The sequence below is a fragment of the Collinsella aerofaciens genome (assembly GCF_015556945.1).
GTDB classification, from domain to species: Bacteria; Actinomycetota; Coriobacteriia; order Coriobacteriales; family Coriobacteriaceae; genus Collinsella; species Collinsella aerofaciens_AO.
On record NZ_JADNNH010000018.1, the window covers coordinates 33,934 to 50,717 of the forward strand.

At 61.6% G+C, this 16,784-nt stretch carries 14 protein-coding genes; 10 read left to right on the plus strand and 4 right to left on the minus strand.

What is annotated here, in order from left to right; genetic code table 11:
- From I2F59_RS06510 to I2F59_RS06530, 5 genes are all read left to right on the plus strand, one after another.
- Positions 1 to 942, plus strand: coding sequence for a DNA-directed RNA polymerase subunit alpha (locus I2F59_RS06510; RefSeq protein WP_195503616.1), 942 nt, complete (start codon positions 1 to 3; stop codon positions 940 to 942).
- Positions 943 to 972: 30 nt separating this feature from the next.
- Entirely contained in the window at positions 973 to 1,440 is a 468-nt protein-coding gene (gene rplQ, locus I2F59_RS06515; protein ID WP_055287451.1) for a 50S ribosomal protein L17, read from the plus strand.
- A gap of 92 nt (positions 1,441 to 1,532) precedes the next feature.
- Positions 1,533 to 2,357 (plus strand): tRNA pseudouridine(38-40) synthase TruA, encoded by an 825-nt coding sequence (gene truA, locus I2F59_RS06520; RefSeq protein ID WP_195503617.1) that lies wholly within the window; start codon positions 1,533 to 1,535, stop codon positions 2,355 to 2,357.
- Positions 2,358 to 2,560: 203 nt separating this feature from the next.
- On the plus strand, positions 2,561 to 3,559 hold the full coding sequence (locus tag I2F59_RS06525; protein ID WP_195503618.1) for a glycosyltransferase family 2 protein: 999 nt from the start codon (positions 2,561 to 2,563) through the stop codon (positions 3,557 to 3,559).
- Positions 3,560 to 3,691: 132 nt separating this feature from the next.
- The gene (locus tag I2F59_RS06530; protein WP_006235280.1) at positions 3,692 to 4,129 is read left to right on the plus strand and encodes an arginine repressor; all 438 of its coding nucleotides are present in this window, start codon (positions 3,692 to 3,694) and stop codon (positions 4,127 to 4,129) included.
- 187 nt (positions 4,130 to 4,316) lie between these two features.
- Here the strand turns inward: I2F59_RS06530 and I2F59_RS06535 are convergent, their stop codons facing one another.
- Entirely contained in the window at positions 4,317 to 6,527 is a 2,211-nt protein-coding gene (locus I2F59_RS06535) for a transglycosylase domain-containing protein (RefSeq protein ID WP_195503619.1), read from the minus strand.
- A 162-nt stretch (positions 6,528 to 6,689) separates the two neighbouring features.
- Here I2F59_RS06535 and I2F59_RS06540 point away from each other — a divergent pair, with 162 nt between their 5' ends.
- The 4 genes from I2F59_RS06540 to I2F59_RS06555 all read left to right on the plus strand — a co-directional run bounded on the left by I2F59_RS06540 (position 6,690) and on the right by I2F59_RS06555 (position 13,163).
- A complete protein-coding gene (locus tag I2F59_RS06540; RefSeq protein ID WP_195503620.1) occupies positions 6,690 to 8,648 on the plus strand; it encodes a U32 family peptidase in 1,959 nt (652 codons plus the stop codon).
- A 96-nt stretch (positions 8,649 to 8,744) separates the two neighbouring features.
- A complete protein-coding gene (gene tyrS / locus I2F59_RS06545; RefSeq protein WP_195503621.1) occupies positions 8,745 to 9,956 on the plus strand; it encodes a tyrosine--tRNA ligase in 1,212 nt (403 codons plus the stop codon).
- A 385-nt stretch (positions 9,957 to 10,341) separates the two neighbouring features.
- A complete protein-coding gene (locus tag I2F59_RS06550) occupies positions 10,342 to 12,162 on the plus strand; it encodes an adenine deaminase (protein ID WP_055287474.1) in 1,821 nt (606 codons plus the stop codon).
- Positions 12,163 to 12,368: 206 nt separating this feature from the next.
- Complete coding sequence (locus I2F59_RS06555; protein ID WP_195503622.1) at positions 12,369 to 13,163, plus strand: Cof-type HAD-IIB family hydrolase; 795 nt, start codon at positions 12,369 to 12,371, stop codon at positions 13,161 to 13,163.
- Between the two features lie 118 nt (positions 13,164 to 13,281).
- Here the strand turns inward: I2F59_RS06555 and I2F59_RS06560 are convergent, their stop codons facing one another.
- The 3 genes from I2F59_RS06560 to I2F59_RS06570 all read right to left on the minus strand — a co-directional run bounded on the left by I2F59_RS06560 (position 13,282) and on the right by I2F59_RS06570 (position 15,995).
- The gene (locus I2F59_RS06560) at positions 13,282 to 14,124 is read right to left on the minus strand and encodes a Cof-type HAD-IIB family hydrolase (RefSeq protein WP_055287478.1); all 843 of its coding nucleotides are present in this window, start codon (positions 14,122 to 14,124) and stop codon (positions 13,282 to 13,284) included.
- 87 nt (positions 14,125 to 14,211) lie between these two features.
- Positions 14,212 to 15,630, minus strand: a complete 1,419-nt coding sequence (locus I2F59_RS06565) for a citrate synthase (RefSeq protein WP_195503623.1) — start codon at positions 15,628 to 15,630, stop codon at positions 14,212 to 14,214.
- A gap of 77 nt (positions 15,631 to 15,707) precedes the next feature.
- Entirely contained in the window at positions 15,708 to 15,995 is a 288-nt protein-coding gene (locus tag I2F59_RS06570; protein WP_006235289.1) for an ACT domain-containing protein, read from the minus strand.
- A gap of 306 nt (positions 15,996 to 16,301) precedes the next feature.
- Between I2F59_RS06570 and rpmE the strand changes: the two genes are divergently transcribed.
- Positions 16,302 to 16,727 (plus strand): 50S ribosomal protein L31, encoded by a 426-nt coding sequence (gene rpmE, locus I2F59_RS06575; protein WP_006235303.1) that lies wholly within the window; start codon positions 16,302 to 16,304, stop codon positions 16,725 to 16,727.
- Positions 16,728 to 16,784 lie beyond the last annotated feature (57 nt).

Sequence of the window (16,784 nt, forward strand, 5' to 3'; positions counted from 1 at the left end):
ATGTCAGAATTCATTAGGCCTCAGGTTCAGGTCGAAGAGATCAACGAGACGTCTGCTCGTGTCTCCGTCGAGCCGCTCGAGCGTGGCTACGGCGATACTCTGGGTAACTCCCTTCGTCGCGTTCTTCTGTCCTCGCTCGAGGGTGCCGCCGTCGAGGCTATTCAGATCGATGGTGCGCAGCACGAGTTCATGACCATCCCTAACATGGTCGAGGATGTCACCGACATCGTCCTGAATGTCAAGGGTCTTGTCTTCAGGGCTCTCGGCACGACCGACGAGGCGACCGCCACCATTTCGGTTGACGGCCCCTGCGAGGTCACCGGTGCGGACTTCTTTATTCCGTCCGAGTTTGAGCTGGTCAACCCCGAGCAGCACATCGCTACGCTCACCGAGGGTGGCCATCTCACCATGAGCATGCGCATCGGCTATGGCCGCGGCTATGTTTCTGGCGAGGCCAACAAGCACGACAACGATCCCATCGGTGTGATCCACGTCGACTCGCTGTACTCGCCGGTTTCCCGTTGCGCCAAGCTCGTTGAGGCTTGCCGTGTCGGTCAGCACACAGACTACGACCGCCTTGTCCTCGAGATCGAGACCAACGGCTCCATCGCCCCGCGCGACGCCGTGGTCCAGGCTGCCAATATCATCAACCAGCATATGGCCGCCTTTATGAACCTTGCCGAGACCCCCGAGGTCGAGGAGGAGGCTTCGATCTTCGCTCCCGAGGTCACCAACGACAACGCCGAGCTGGACAAGCAGATCGAGGATCTGGACCTTTCCGTCCGTTCCTACAACTGCCTTAAGCGCGCCAGCATTCACTCGGTCCGTCAGCTCGTTGAGTTCTCGGAGAACGATCTGCTCAACATCCGTAACTTCGGTGTTAAGTCGATCGAGGAAGTGAAGGACAAGCTTGAGTCCATGGGCCTGAGCCTGAAGGCTTAATGCTTCGCATATTTGAGGAGAAACTAGACCATGCGTCATAACGTTAAGAAGGGCCTGAAGCTCGGCACCGATGCGAGCCACACCAAGGCCATGAAGAAGAGCCTTGCTAAGGCCCTCTTCGAGAACGACCGCATCAAGACCACCGAGACCCGCGCTAAGGCGCTGCGTTCGGTCGTCGATCCGATCATCACCTGGGCCAAGAAGGGCGACCTGCACTCTCGTCGTCTGGCTATCGCCAAGCTCGGCGATAAGCAGCTCGTTGCCGAGATCTTCGACAAGGCTGCTCAGGGCATGTGGCAGGACCGCAACGGCGGTTACACCCGCATCATGAAGCTCGGTAACCGCAAGGGCGACAACGCTCCCATCGTTATCATGGAGCTCGTCACCGAGCCTTGCACGCCTAAGGCCAAGAAGGCTGCTCCGGCCCCCAAGAAGGCCGCTGCTCCCAAGAAGGTCGAGGCTGCCGAGGAGGCTCCTGCTGAGGAGACCGCTGAGTAGACAATCCGTCTGCATAGGCTATATTCGAGGGGTACGTTCGCGTACCCCTCTTTTTTTGTCGAAATGCCATTGCCTGTTTGTTGGGAGCGTCCATGACCGCGCCGTCTGATTTCAATTCGATTCCCGAGCTCGATGCCACGCTCGTTTTCCGCGTGGCCTACGATGGCTCGTCCTACAGCGGCTTTGCCGAGCAGCCCGGTCAGACGACGGTTGCGGGCGAGCTGCGCCGCGCTATCGAGACGCTCCTGCGCCGTCCGATTGTCCTGACGTGCGCGGGGCGTACCGATGCCGGCGTACATGCCGTGGCTCAGTACATCAGCGTGCCCGTAACGGACGCTGAGCTCGCTTGTACGCGCCGTAGGTGGCTGCGGGCTATGGATGCCCTGCTACCCAAAGATATCGCCATAAACGAGGTCTACAAGGCCCGTAAAGGCTTTTCTGCACGCTTTGATGCGCGTTCACGTACATATACGTACCGTATTGCCGATCGCGACGCGCGTCCCGTGCTCTCACGGGGTGCCGTGTGGTGGCATCGCTATCCCTTGGACGTCGAGGCCATGTCTGCGGCCTGTCCCGCGCTTTTGGGTGAGCAGGACTTTAAGAGCTTTTGCAAGGTTGCCTCGGCCGTTGGCAAGCCCACGCATCGCTGCGTGATGCGTGCCGAGTTTAGCCATGAGGTTGCGTTTGGCGAGGACATCCTGACGTTTACCATCGAGGGCAATGCGTTTCTGCATTCGATGGTCCGCACGATCGTGGGCACGCTTGTCGAGATTGGCATGCATCGCCGTGAACCCGAGTGGATGCGCGAGGTCATCGATGCTTGCGACCGTACCGCTGCGGGCCCCACGGTTCCTGCCTGCGGCCTTACGTTTATGGGCGTGGATTACGATCCCGCCGAGCTTGTCGTGCTCGACTAGGGGAGGGCTCGACGCGTCGTGCGTCGACACCTGTCATCTGTGGGCTGCGCGTGTGCAACATCTGTTCTTGACGTGCAATACAACTGGTGTCTCATTGCTTTTATTGCCGGGGTGTACCATGAACCACGGTTTGATTTATTGCTGTCGAGAGGACGGATAACTTGGTTCGACGTGGCTCGCATCCGCGACTTTCGGTGATCCTTGTGGTAGAAGGTTCGCCCAGCTATGCGATGCGTGCGCTCGAGAGTATCCAGAACCAAGACCTCTACGATTTGCAGATTGTCGTTGTCTGCCGCGATGCTGCGCCTGGTGTGCGCCATTCGCTTCAAGTTGCCGCCGACAGGGACATCCATATTGATTTGATTGACGTCGAGGACGCGAAGCGCGGCGCTTGTCTTCGTGCCGGTTTTGCTGCCTCGCGCGGCTCTCAAATCATCGCCATGAACGCCGATGAGTGGTTTGCTCCGCAGTCTCTTTCCAAGATGGTCGATATCGCGTGCGATACTGCGGCAGACATAGTGCTCCCCACGGTGTCGCTCGACCGCTATGATGCACATCGAGAGCGCCATTCGCGCGTCTTGGATGCTGCTCATATTTCCATTGATAGCAAATCTTCGATGGTGACCGGGCTGTCCCAGTTGATTTTAGGCGGCCTAGTCGTTCAGACCTCTGGCGTGATGTATAGCCGTCCGCTGTTTGAGGCATGCCTTTTGTACGACAAGGCGTTTCGCACAGTTGGGTTTATGGCGTGCTCGCTCTCGCGGGCGCAGCGCGTCTCCGGATGCGGCGACGCTTGTTTCCACGCGGCGGCACCTAAGCTTACAGATGCCTTTGATCCCACCATGTATGCCAAGGTATCCGATGACACCCGGGCGCTCGACGAGCTTACGGACTCACTCTCGGAAGCAGATAGCGGTGGTCGGCTCAAGCTGGCAACCCAAAAGTTCTACTTTGCCGGACTGGTCGCCTGCATCGAGAATTTGTGTCTGAGCCCGCATGGGGTGTCGTCAATCGAGCGTTCCGCCCGTATGCGTGATATGCTCGAGGCGCCTCGAACCCGTCAGATGGTCGCCGCGCTCAAGGATAACCATCGGGGGCTCGGTCTGTTGTTTGGGCCGATCGCCAGCGCCAAGCCCGCGCGCTGCGTGATGTGTACGCATCTGGCAGCTTTTCTTAACCGGACGGGCGCAAAAACCGCCTAAACGGCTCATCTCGAAACAAATTTGCATAGAATTGTTTCGAAATGCGTTCTTATACACAAAAGCCTTCAAATAGCGTTAAACTATTCAATCACTGATTGATTGTCTCCGCCATCTTTTGGAGAGAGGGTTTGTATGGCTAAAAAACGCAATGGGCGCCAGGATGCCATTAGAGATATTGTGCGCAATAAGGACGTCCGCACGCAGCGCGTGCTGGTCGATGAGCTCCGCGCTATGGGCTTTGATTGCACGCAGGCGACTGTCTCTCGCGATATTGCCGATATGGGACTGCGTAAGCTCCCTGAGGGCATCTATGTTCTGGCAGAGGACCTGCACCTGCAGCGTATGGTTTCCGAGCTCGTAACGGGCGTTCTGCGCACCGATAATCTGGTTATGATCAAGGCTCAGCCTGGCACGGCTTCCGGCATCGCCGCCGCCGTTGATGCGGCAGAGCTGCCCGATGTGCTTGGCTCGCTTGCCGGCAACGATACGATTTTGGTTATTGCCCAGACGGCCGAGGACGGCGAGCGTCTTGAGGCGCTGATCAATAAGCTGAGCAATTCTCGCAAGTAGGCGTGCGGGTCGTGCGCTCGGCACTGTGTGCGTGACATAGTGGCTTGTAAGGGGTATCGACGTTGGTCGGTACCCCCTTTTTTGTTTGCCGGTATAAAGACCGCCCACCAGGTCGCTTTAAACTAAAAGGCCCCCGAGCAGTTTAATAAGCTGCTCGGGGGCCTTGTTGCTTATGGCCGGATGATTTCTAGCCGACCGTATCGTCAGGCGTGGGCGAGGGGTCGGGAGTGGGCGTAGGCGTAGGCGTAGGCGTAGGCGTAGGCGTGCCGCCATCGCCGCCGGTCGAACCACCAGTTGAGCCGCCCGTCGAGCCACCGGTCGTACCGGTGCCGCCGGTGGTGTCGCCACCCGTGGTCTCGGTGGTCGTGGTCGTCGTGGTAGTCGTTGTGGTAGTTTCCTCTTCGTCCTCGTTCTCGTCCTTGTCGTCGTTCTCCGTCTTCTTGGCGTTGTTGGTGCCGTAGAACTTCCAGACGCTGTTGTTCTTGTAGGTGGGCGCCGTTCCGGTCGCAAACTCCTCGCGCTCGGTACCGGTCAGAACGGTGTTCATAAACCGCTTAAAGACAGGCAGGTTGGTGCTGTCGCCCAGCAGGTCCGTGCCGTATTTTTGGATGGGGATCTCACCTGCGGAATAGCCGGTCCACAGGGCGCACGCCAGCTGCGGGGTATAGCCGCAGAACCACAGGTTGGTGGTGTTGTCGGTGGTGCCCGTTTTGCCGGCATAGGGCTGGTTGACGCTCAAGGCGCCGGCAGCACCCGTACCGCTGCCCTGCATGACGCCGGACAGAACATCGGTGACCGCGGCGGCCTCGCCCTCGGTAAGCACCTGTGAGGGATTGTCCGTGTGCTGGTACAGCACCGAACCGGTACGAGAGTCAATCTCGGTGATGGCGATCGGCTGGCGATAGTAGCCGCCGTTGGCAAACGTCGCGTAGGCGGCGGCCATCTCGAGCGGCGAGATCGAGCCGGTGCCGAGCGTCATGACGGGAACGTCCTCGATGTTGTCCTTGGCGGGATCGATGCCGAGCTTTTTGACGAGCGAGATGATCTTGCTGTTGCCGACGGCTTCCGCCACCTGGATGTAGCCGGTGTTGGAGGAGTATGCCGTCGCCTGCTTAAGCGTGATGTTGCCATAGCTATGGTTGGCGTAGTTTTGGACCTCGGTCGTGGTGCCCTTGGCCTTGAGCGGCGAGTTGCAGTTGAGGGTGACGTTGGGGTTCATGCCGTTTTGGATGGCAGTTGCCAGCGTAAAGGCCTTAAAGGTGGAGCCGACGGGACGCTTGGCCGTGGCATGGTTTACGTGGTTCTCGTCGGCGTTGTAGTCATAGCCGCCCACCATGCACTTGATGTAGCCGGTCTTGGGGTCGACGACGACCATGCCCATGTCCAGGCCGTCGAGCGAGAGCGTGTCGAGCTGCTCGCGGACGGCATTCTCTGCCACCTGCTGCATCGTGGGGTCGATGGTGGTCTTGACGGTCAAGCCGCCCTTAAAGAGCACGTCGGTCGAGAACTCCTGCTCCAGCAGCTGCTTAACATAGGCGACAAAGTAGGGCTGCGAGTATACGTCGACGCCGCTGCCCGAGATTTCGGTCACGTTGAGGGTGATGGGCTCGGCCTGTGCGGCATCGTGCTCCTCCTGCGTAATGTGGCCCAGGCGCAGCATGTTGTCGAGGACCTTGTTGCGACGGGACAGCGCCAGGTCGGGGTTGACCGTGGGGTCGTACTGCGAGGGCGAGTTGGGAAGGCCGATCAACAGCGCGGCCTCGCTCAGGGTGAGGTCTGCGGCGCTCTTGGACAGGTAGGTCTCGGCGGCGGCCTCAATACCGTAGGCGCCGTGACCGTAATAGATGGTGTTGAGGTACATCATGAGGATCTCGTCTTTGGAGTACATATCCTCCATCTTGACGGCGATGTAGGCCTCGCGCACTTTACGCTCGATGGTCGAGTCGAACTGCTCCTCCTGCAGGATGGTGTTGCGCACCAGCTGCTGGGTGATAGTCGAGGCGCCTTCGTGTCCGCCGCCGAGGGTTGCCACCGCAGCACGCGCGATACCCCACAGGTCGATACCGCCGTGCTCGTAGAAGCGCTCGTCCTCGACGTCAACGGTGCCCTGCAGCACGTAGGGGGAGACCTCGTCCTTGGTGATGGACTTGCGGTTTTGCGTGTAGAAGCTCGCGATCTTGTTGCCGTTGCAGTCGACGATCTCGGTGGGCTCGCTCACCAGATACGCGTTGGCGTCGGTGTAGTCGGGCAGATCGGACAGCCAGCGGTTGACGTTGCCGACCATGCCGATGCCAAATGCCACGCCCGCAATCAGCAGAAAGCCCAAAAACGAGAGCAGGATTATGGGCAGGGCATGCGTCTTTGAACGGCTGCGTCCCTGTCGTTGGCGAGGACCCATATATTGACCTCCAGGTATGTCGTGCCGGACGGTGGATGTGCCGTCGGGGCAGGATGGACATAAGTTATTACACGATAAACCAAACGGGGCGCGCGATGCCTCGTGTATGCTGGAAGACGGCATTTTTCAGAGTGAATGCATACCTTGGTAAGGAGTTTGTCGATGGCGATTCGGACGATGGGGCCGAGCGGACAATACGAGACTGGATTGGATGCTGCTGGTGCGGCGCTGCCCGAGTTGCTGGCGCCGGCGGGCGGGCTCGACCAGATGCTTGCGGCCATCGCCGCGGGTGCCGATGCCATCTATGCGGGGTTGGGCGGCTTTAACGCCCGTGTGAGCGCCCATGGCTTTACGGATAACGAGTTTGCGCGCGGCTGCGCCGTGGCGCATGCCCATGGCGTGCGTGTGTACGTGACGCTCAACGTGTTCGTGTTTGACGATGAGTTGTCCGACGCGGTGGCGTTGGGAGCTCATGCACTGGAGCTGGGCGCCGATGCTCTGATTGTCGCCGATGCCGGGCTGGCCTGCGCGCTGCGCGCGGCGATTCCCGGGGTCGAGATTCACCTGTCCACGCAGGCGGGCGTTCATAGCGAAGGCGCCGTGCGACTTGCCGCCGATGAGCTGGGGGTCGAGCGCGTGACGACGGCACGCGAGCTGACGGTCGACGAGATTGCGGCGCTATGTGCCACGGGCGTGCCCATCGAGGTATTCTGCCACGGTGCGATTTGCATCGGCTATTCGGGGGCGTGCGAGTTCTCGGCCCTGCGGCGTGGGCGCTCGGCGATGCGCGGCGACTGCACGCAGCCGTGCCGTCTGGCGTACGACCTGGTGGACGAGGCGGGGCAGAGCGTTGTCGCCGTCGAGGGAGATCGCCTGCTGTGCCCGCGCGACTATCTGGGTATTGCACATCTGCCCGAGCTTGTAGATGCCGGCGTGGCGTCGCTCAAGATCGAGGGGCGCATGAAGAACCCCGATTACGTATTCAACGTGGTGCGGGTGTGGCGCCGGGCACTCGATATGCTGTACGACGGCGCGTGGGACCCCGGTGCCGTGGAAGAGCTTGAGCGCGAGCTGGGAAGGTCGTTTAACCGTGGGTTTACCGATGCGTACCTGCGAGGGCGTTCGGGTGCCGAGCTGATGAGCTTTGAGCGTGCGATTAACCAGGGCGTGCGCGTGGGGCGCTTGGTCGCTGTGGGCCACGAAGAGGTGACCGTTGAGCTCGACGCCGCCGTGGCGGCGGGTGACACGCTCGAGATCCGGTTTTATCCGGGTGCCGACGCGCGTCCCGATGTGCCCAAGCGCTGGCCGCAGGTGCCCTGTCCGGTGGATGCCGCAGCGGGGGAGCGCGTCGTCGTGCATTGCAAGCGTAAGGTTGACACGGGCTGCGAGGTGTACCTGATTCGCAGCGCCGGCGTGTTGGATCAGACGGCGGCGGTGTTGGAGCGCATGCGGGCCGAGGCGGATGCGATTGCGCCCGTTGCGCGTGCCGTTGAGGTGCTGCCCTTTGAGGACGTTGCGGTGGATGGCGGTGCGTCCACGGAGTTGGTGGAGTGCGCGGTTCCCACTCGCATGGTTTTTGCTTGGCAGCTGATGGATGCCGACCCGCGCGGAGAACTTGATTTGTCCGACGCCGTTGTGGTGCTTGACGAGGTGTGCCGCACGGGTGACGCTGACTGGACCCGCTCACTGATACAGCGTGCCGGGCGCGTCGTCTGCCGCAACCTGGGACAGGTGGTGATCGCTCGCGAGCTGGGCGTGACGTTTGACGTGGCGGCGCCGGTGTTCTGCGCGAATCGGGCCACGCTTACCTGGCTGCGCGGACTCGGTGCGGGGCGGGTGTGCTTGCCGGCGGAGTTGCTCGGCAATGATGCGGAGCGTATTGCCGAACTGGCCGCTGAACCCGGCGTCTTGGGTCCGGTCGACGCCGACCGTCCCGAGCTTATGGTGTGCGAGCACTGCCTGCTGACCGCCGAGGGCGTCTGCGCCACCGATGCGACGGGACAGGTTCGTTGCCGCGACTGCTTGCGTCGTCGGCAGGTACGCTATCTGGTCGAGCGTGACGGTACACGTCTGCCAGTTGCCATTGACGCATGCGGCAGGACGAGGATTTTCCTGTCGTAGGTGCTGCGTCGCGTCAGTTTGTTATCATAAGAGAGTTTATGGACTTCCAGCACCGCCGTTTTCGGCGAGGGTGCTATAGCAAAAGGAGGATACCCAATGCTGTCTGTTGACGAGCAAATGCGTATCATCACCTCGGGCGCCGCGCAGATCGTTCCCGAGGCCGACCTTCGCAAGAAGCTTGAGAAGGGCGAGCCCCTCAACATCAAGCTCGGCGTCGACCCCACCAGCCCCGACCTGCACCTGGGCCACGCCGTGCCGCTGCGCAAGATGCGTCAGTTCCAGGACCTGGGCCACAACGTCACCCTCATCATCGGCAACGGTACCGCGTTGATTGGCGACCCTTCGGGCAAGAATTCCACCCGTCCGCAGCTTTCGCAGGAGCAGATCGAGGCCAATGCCGAGACCTACGTGAGCCAGGCCATGAAGATTCTGGATCCCGAGAAGACCACCATCGTGCACAACGGTGACTGGATCCTTTCGATGGATCTGGCCGGTCTGCTGCAGGTGTGCTCCAAGTTCACCGTCGCCCGCATCCTCGAGCGCGACGACTTTACCAAGCGCTACCAGTCTCAGACGCCGATCGCCCTGCATGAGTTCCTGTATCCCGTGATGCAGGCTTTCGACTCCGTGCAGATCAAGGCCGACGTCGAGATGGGCGGCACCGATCAGCTCTTCAACCTGCTCGCTGGCCGTGAGCTCATGGAGAAGATGGGCATGGAGCCGCAGATCGCGCTCACCATGCCGCTGCTCGAGGGCACCGATGGCGTGCGCAAGATGTCCAAGTCCTATGGCAACTACATCGGCCTGACCGACGCTCCCAAGGATATGTTCGGCAAGACCATGTCCATCCCCGACGAGATGATCGGCAAGTACTATCGTCTGGCCAGCTCGCTCACCCCGGCCGAGGTCGACAAGATCGACGCCGCCCTGGCCGATGGTTCTGCCGACCCCTACGAGCTCAAGCGCGCTCTGGGCCGCGACCTGTGCGACACCTACCACGGCGCCGGCGCCGGAGACGAGGCTCAGGCCGAGTTCGACCGCGTGTTCAAGGAGGGCCAGCTTGCCGACTTCCCCGAGAAGCATGTCGAGCTGACCGTCAACGACGAGGGCCAGATCTACCTCGCCGGCCTGCTCAAGAACTTGGGCCTTTCGGCGAGCGCCGGCCAGGCTCGTCGCGATATCGACGGCGGTGGCGTCAAGATCAACGGCAAGGCCGTGGCTCCCAAGAGCTACAACATCGATCCCAGCGCCCTCAAGCTGGGCGACACCCTTTCTGTGGGTAAGCGCAAGGGCTTCAAGTTGATTTAGTTCCGCCGTTCTACCGAACGGCGGACCGGCCGACGCTGCGCGGGCCGCATTTGGACAATCTGACGTTCAACTTCAAGGGCGCGACCAGAAGGTCAGCGCCCTTTCGTTTCACGTCACCTTGTCTCAAATGCGACCCGCTCGCTGGCGATGCCAAAACATCGGCGCTTCCGTGGTTGGCACTTGGGGACGTTCCTTTTGTGCCGGCACTTTGGGACACTCCTTGTCATTGGTGCAAAGTAACCTGCCCCCATTGCGCCAAGCGGCGTGTGCCGTTAAGCGGAGAGGCGTATTGTTGACCCATCGTTTGGGCATACAATGGCTATTGGCTTGCTGCGGTGAAGGTCTGTCCGCTCCGCAGCTTTTTTCTACGGTTAAAGGAGTATGTATGTCCGTTGAGGTCATGAGGTCTGTGATCGAGGCCGCCGAGGGCCGCGTGCCCGTCGACACGCTGTTTACCAATGCGCAGATCGTCGACGTGTATGGCCAGCGTGTGGCGCCCGGCAGCGTTGCCGTCAAGGACGGTGTGATCGTCGGCGTGCTCTACGATGGTCGCGACGATGTCGCTGGCACCTACGAGGCTGCCGAGGTTATCGACTGCCAGGGTCGCTATCTCGCTCCCGGTTTTATTGACGGGCATCTGCATATCGAGTCTTCGAACATCCGTCCCGCCGAGTATGCTCGCATGGCCGCGACGCGCGGTACTACCACCGCCATTGCCGACAGCCACGAGATCGCCAACGTTGCCGGTCTCGACGGCTTGCGCTTTATGATCGAGGACGGCCGCCGCGCACCCATCTCCATCAAGTACATGATGCCTTCGTGCGTGCCCGCGCTGCCCGACGAGCAGGCCGGTGCCGTTATTTCGGCTGCCGATATGCAGGCGTTTTTTGCCGAGCATCCGGGCGATGTCTTTGGTCTGGGCGAGATGATGAACCTGCCGGGCGTCTTTATGGCCGATCCCGAGACCTGCGCTCGCATTGACGCTGCCAATCAGACGCCGTCCAAACAGGTCGACGGCCATGCTCCGCTTGTTGCCGGCAAGGATCTCAACGCCTATGCCGCAGCGGGTATTATCGCCGACCACGAGTCGACGATTCCCGAGGAAGCGCTCGACAAGCTATCCCGCGGCATGTATGTCATGCTGCGCGAGGGCACCTGCAGCCATGACCTTGCCAACCTGTCGCCTATGCTGCTGGAAAACCCCGCCCGTGCTCGCCGTTGCTGCTTTGCGACCGACGACCGCGCTCCCTCCGACGCGCTTTCGACCGGCATGATCGACAACGCCTGCCGCGTGGCCATCGAGGCCGGCATCGACCCGGTGGTCGCCATCTCCATGGCGTCTCTTTCCACGGCCGAGGCCTTTGGCCTGGACCACGGCTGTCGTGACCCGCATGAGCTCCGCGGCGCGATCGCTCCGGGCAAGCGCGCCGACCTGCTGGTGCTCGATGACCTGACCTTTGCCACGGCCCCGCATCGCGTGTATGCCGCCGGTGCGCTCGTGGCACAGGACGGCGCCTTTGTGGGCGAGGTTGCGCCCGAGACCGCTGAGGTCGCAGCGCTTGCCGATGAGCTGCGTGCTTCCGTTAAGCTGCCGAAGCTTTCGCTTGACGTGTTCGATTATGCCTTTAAGCCGGGCGAGGCGGTTATTGATGTGATCCCTGGCATGGCTATCACGGGCATGGTTCGTCCCGAGACTGACGAGGACTTGCGTCGCATTATGCTTATCGAGCGCCATGGCCGCGGCGTGTCGCTGCAGGCCGAGGGCGTCGACGGCGACGGTCCCGCCGGCATGGGGCTCGTCGGCAAGCATATCGGTCGCGGCTGGGTGCGCGGCTTCACCATCACGGGCGGTGCCATTGCCTCCACGATCGGCCACGACTCGCACAACGTGTGCGTGGTGGGCGACAATGCGGCGGATATGATGGCTGCCGTTGAGGCCGTGGGCCAGGGCGGCCACGTGCTGGTGCGCAACGGCGAGGTCGTGGCGCGCATTCCGCTGGCGCTCGGTGGCCTTATGAGCGAGGGCACGGCCGAGGATGTTGCCGCGCAGCACGACGACTTTATGGTCAAGGCGCGCGCCATGGGTATTGAGCCGCCGCTCGACCCCATCATGGGCATCATCTTCCTGCCCCTGCCGGTCATCCCGACGCTCCGCATCCGCCCCGAGGGCATGTTCGACGTCACAACCTTCACCTACGCCGACTAGTCATCGGGGACGTTCTTAAACGACTAGTCATCGGGGACACTCTTTGGCGGGCTGCCTGACGCCGCGACCGTAGGACCTCTGGCATGTGTGAGCTATTTGCCAGGTCCTTGTAACGTTTACGCCCGCGGAGTCTTATTTGAGCTCCCTTTGGGTACGTTGGAATCGGATACGCGTCTGATTCCAACAAGCCCGAAGGGAGCTTTTCTATGTTTAAACTGATTGCATCCGATATGGACGGCACACTGCTTGACGAAAACGGCCAGGTGCCTCCCGAGACCTATGAACTGATTCTGGCGCTACACGAGCATGGCGTGCATTTCGCCGCATCGTCAGGTCGTCGCTACGATCGCCTGTGCGAGTTCTTTGCGCCCGTTCGCGACAAGATGGACTTTGTCGCCGCTAACGGCGCCCAAGTCTACGCCGACGGTAAGATGGTAGACCGTGAGGTGTATTCCCACCTGGCGATTCGAAGGCTCGCCCAAGCCGTCAGGACGTTTCCCAATCTGCATCTTGCGCTCTTTGACCGAACCAAGTCCTTCCTGCTCGATGACGAGTGCAAGTTCGTGCGTGAGGTCGATAAGGACCTTCCCAATGCCGAGCGCATTTGGGAGCTGCCCGATCCCAGCGTAAATATCATCAAGGCGAGTATCTTTTGCGATGACGGTGCCGTTATGGACAGCGCTTACGTACTGCAGCGCGAACTTGGCCAGCTCTTTACTTTTGCGCCTTCGGGCAACGCGTGGATCGATGCCATGCAGCCTGGTGTGTCGAAGGCCTCGGGTATTGCACAGCTCGCGGAGCATTACGGCATTGGGCGCGACGAGGTCATGGCGTTTGGCGACTCGATGAACGACTACGAGATCATTCGCTTTGTCGGCACGGGCTGCGCGATGGAAAACGCGCGCCCTGCGCTCAGGGCGGTTGCCGATCGCGTGGTGGGTCGTAACCGCGACCACGCCGTTCAGCAGGAGCTCCGCCGCGTGCTAGAGGGCCTCGCTTAATCCGGCAGCTGGGGACGTTCCCGTTCTGCCGGCAGTGGGGGACAGTCCTTGCAGCTTTTCACGAAGAGTGTCCCCAACGACTAGTCATTCAAGAACGTCCCCAATGACTAGCCGATGACTAGGCGAGGGCGGCCATGATGGTGCGGGCGACGCCGTCGTGGTCGTTGTCGAACTCGGTGATGGCGTCGGCGGCGTCGCGGTCTTCGGGCTCGCCGTTGATCATGGCTATGCCGTGGCCTGCTGCCTGCAGCATGGGAATGTCGTTGATGTTGTCGCCGAAGCCCCAGGCGTCGGCGAGACGCTCGCCCAGGTGCTCGCATAGCCATGTGAGGGCCGTTCCCTTGGTGGCGCCCTCGCCCATGACCTCGATATTCATGGCGTACGAACGCGTGACCTCAATGCCTCCGAGCGTGTCGAGCTCCGCCGCGATGGCGTCGCGATCGGCCGGGTCGTGCCAGTACATGGCGATGCGTTCGAGTGTCTCGACCTCGTCGATCTTACTGTCGATATCCATGTCGATCGGTGTTCGTGTGCGCTTGAGCGAAGCCGCGATGTGGGGGTCGCCGCCGCAGAACTCGTCTAGGCGCTCATAGAGCGAGCGGGGGAGGAAGCACTGGCCGTCGGCGAAGATATCGAAGGTCACATCGTGGCCGGCGGCGATGCGATGGATGCGATGGGCGATGCCACGGTCGAGCGGTCGGCTCAAGATACGTTTGGCGCGTGAGGCATCGGTAGGCGCATCTTCGTCGAGCTGCCAGACGCTGGCACCATTGGCGCAGACCGCGTAGTGCACGGCAGGATGGGCGAGGATAGGCTCAAAGATGCCCGACAGCGGGCGCCCCGTGCAGGGCACAAACTCAATACCGCGGCGCGCAAGCTCGTCGAGCATTGCCCAAGTGGCGTCGCTCATCTGCTTATCGCTCGTCAGCAGCGTTCCATCCATATCGGAAAACACAATCATTCGCTGCGATCCTTTCTACTGGCATAAAAAGCGTGGCCGAGGGCGGTGATGCCCTGGCCACGCTCGGGTTCTATAACGGTCTGCGTCCTAACGATCGGCGAGCGGCTTGTACTCCAGCGGCTCGATAACCGGGCGATACGCGGGACGGATGATGCGGTGCGCGCAGAAGAGCTCTTCCATGCGGTGTGCCGACCAGCCGGCCATGCGGGCGACGGCGAACAGCGGCGTAAAGAGCGTCTCGGGCACGCCGAGCATCTTGTAGATAAAGCCCGTGTACAGGTCGATGTTGGCGCAGATGGGCTTGGTCATGCCGTGATCGCGCATCACTTGCGGGGCCAGGCGCTCGATGCGCTCGATGAGCGCGAACTCCTCGCCCAGGTCCTTCTTGGCTGCCAGCGAGCGCGCGTAACGACGGCACACCTCGGCACGCGGGTCGCTCAGCGTGTAGACGGCGTGGCCCATGCCGTAGATGAGGCCCGTGCCGTCGAAGGCCTGCTTGTCGAGGATCTTGCTCAGGTAGGCTGCGACCTCGTCCTCGTCCTCCCAATTGGAGACATGCGCACGGATGTCCTCGTGCATGGACACGACCTTGGCGTTGGCGCCGCCGTGGCGCGGGCCCTTGAGCGAGCCGATAGCTGCGGCGTAGGCGGAATACGGGTCGGTGGCCGAGGAGGACAGCACGCGGCAGGCGAACGTGGAGTTATTGCCGCCGCCGTGCTCGGCATGCAGCATAAGCATCACGTCGAGCAGCATGGCCTCGTCGCGGGTGAATGCCATGCCGCCGCGCAACACCTGTAGGATGGTCTCAGCGGTGGAGAGGCCGGGTGTGGGGTGCGGCACATGAACCTCGGAGCCGCGGCGCTTGGCGACCGAGGCCATATGCGCGAAGGCGGCGATGCGGGGGAGACGGGCGAGCATGGAGATGGCGACGTCGATTTCGTGTTCGGGTGTAATGGCGTCGGGCTCGGCGTCGAAGGCGTAGAGCAGCAGCACGGCGCGCTGAAGCACATTCATGATGCTCGATGACACCGTGGTCATGGGGAACTCACGGACGTATTCGTCGCTCAGGTGCCTAAAAGCACCCAGGCGTCCGCAAAAACCGTCGAGTTCCTCTTTGGTGGGCAGCGAGCCCGTGATGAGCAGATAGGCGACCTCTTCGTAGCCGTAGCGGTTCTCGGCCTGGGCGTTGTTGACCAGATCCTCGATGCTGTAGCCACGAAGCGTGAGCTTGCCCTGATCGGGCACGACTTTGCCGTCGACCTTGTTGTAGCCGTGCACGTCCGAGATGCGGGTAAGGCCCGCGACCACGCCCGAGCCGTCGGCATTGCGCAGGCCGCGCTTGACATTGTGCTCGACAAACAGGCCCTCGTCATAAGGGTCGGTCGGCAGGCCGTGGTAGAGGTTTTCGCTCTCAGGCGAAATCTGGCGGCTTGCTTCGTAATCCAGAACCAGGCGGCTCAGGTGATCGTCGAAGCGGTAGTAGATTTTCTTGGCGTCGTAGGCCATGCGCGCTCCTCTCCGGTCCGCTTTGGGGCCGCGCGCTTGGACGATATGACGTCAAGCTGCCCCGAGCGGCTTGTTCGCTACAGGCGGTACATAAAGTTAAAGACGTCCTCGCGCTGGATGGACACGTTGACGCCCGAAAGCTCGCCGGCCTCGGCCAGCGCCTTCTGCAGCTCGGCGAAGTCGAGCTTGGACTCGGCGGTATCGGCCAGCATGGTCATGGTGAAGATGTCCTCGATAATGGACTGCGTGATGTCGCGGATGTCGACGTTGGCCTCGCCCAGAACGCGGGTGACGCCGGCGACGATGCCGGGGCGGTTCTTGCCAAGGACGGTGATGACGATGCGGGAGGACGAGATCTCGGCCATGGGAAACCCTTTCGCGTGGTTGCGGCGCGCGCGGGGCGCTCCGCTACGGTACAGTGTTCATCATTGTACCCGTCTGGCGCCAAAAGGGGTGTGCTTACTGCGGCGTTACACGTCTGCAACATGGGCGAAGGGGCGACAGGGTGCGTGTCCGCTGCGGTTGGCCACGCCGCGTTGCACAAAGACCGTGAACCTTTTGTGGGACACGCGGCGCCGTGGTACCATAGCCAAGTTTGTTGTCTTGGTCGGAAACCAAGACGCCTTATGCGCTGATCGGTAACCAGCGCCTGACTAATAAGGAGTCCTACCATGAAGCAGGGTATCCATCCCCAGTATGTCGAGTGCACGGTGACGTGCTCCTGCGGCAACACCTTCAAGACGCACGCTACCGTGTCCGAGATGAAGGTCGAGCTTTGCAACGAGTGCCACCCGTTCTACACCGGCCAGCAGAAGTTCGTCGACACCGGTGGACGCGTCCAGCGCTTCGCCGACAAGTTCGGTGGCGCCGCTGCCGCCCAGCTCAAGAAGGCCGAGGAGGCCAAGGCTGCCAAGGCCGCCAAGGCTGCTGAGGCCGAGGCCGCTCGCAAGGCCGCCGCTGAGGCTAAGGCTGCCGAGAAGGCTAAGCGTGCCGCTAAGTTCGCCGAGGAGGCTGCCAAGCAGGCCGCCGAGGCTCCCGCAGAGGCTCCCGTCGAGGAGGCCGCTGCCGAGGCCGAGACCACCGAGGCTGCTGAGTAAATAGCTCGCCGCGGAAACACTCGCATTCATGGCATGAGGGCCGCGCACCCATTAGAT

Excerpts from the sequence above, each read along its gene's own strand:
- I2F59_RS06510 (WP_195503616.1), top strand. The coding sequence starts at position 1 with ATGTCAGAATTCATTAGGCCTCAGGTTCAGGTCGAAGAGATCAACGAG.
- rplQ (WP_055287451.1), top strand. The coding sequence starts at position 973 with ATGCGTCATAACGTTAAGAAGGGCCTGAAGCTCGGCACCGATGCGAGC.
- truA (WP_195503617.1), top strand. The coding sequence starts at position 1,533 with ATGACCGCGCCGTCTGATTTCAATTCGATTCCCGAGCTCGATGCCACG.
- I2F59_RS06530 (WP_006235280.1), top strand. The coding sequence starts at position 3,692 with ATGGCTAAAAAACGCAATGGGCGCCAGGATGCCATTAGAGATATTGTG.
- I2F59_RS06535 (WP_195503619.1), bottom strand. The coding sequence starts at position 6,527 with ATGGGTCCTCGCCAACGACAGGGACGCAGCCGTTCAAAGACGCATGCC.
- I2F59_RS06540 (WP_195503620.1), top strand. The coding sequence starts at position 6,690 with ATGGCGATTCGGACGATGGGGCCGAGCGGACAATACGAGACTGGATTG.
- tyrS (WP_195503621.1), top strand. The coding sequence starts at position 8,745 with ATGCTGTCTGTTGACGAGCAAATGCGTATCATCACCTCGGGCGCCGCG.
- I2F59_RS06550 (WP_055287474.1), top strand. The coding sequence starts at position 10,342 with ATGTCCGTTGAGGTCATGAGGTCTGTGATCGAGGCCGCCGAGGGCCGC.
- I2F59_RS06555 (WP_195503622.1), top strand. The coding sequence starts at position 12,369 with ATGTTTAAACTGATTGCATCCGATATGGACGGCACACTGCTTGACGAA.
- I2F59_RS06560 (WP_055287478.1), bottom strand. The coding sequence starts at position 14,124 with ATGATTGTGTTTTCCGATATGGATGGAACGCTGCTGACGAGCGATAAG.
- I2F59_RS06565 (WP_195503623.1), bottom strand. The coding sequence starts at position 15,630 with ATGGCCTACGACGCCAAGAAAATCTACTACCGCTTCGACGATCACCTG.
- I2F59_RS06570 (WP_006235289.1), bottom strand. The coding sequence starts at position 15,995 with ATGGCCGAGATCTCGTCCTCCCGCATCGTCATCACCGTCCTTGGCAAG.
- rpmE (WP_006235303.1), top strand. The coding sequence starts at position 16,302 with ATGAAGCAGGGTATCCATCCCCAGTATGTCGAGTGCACGGTGACGTGC.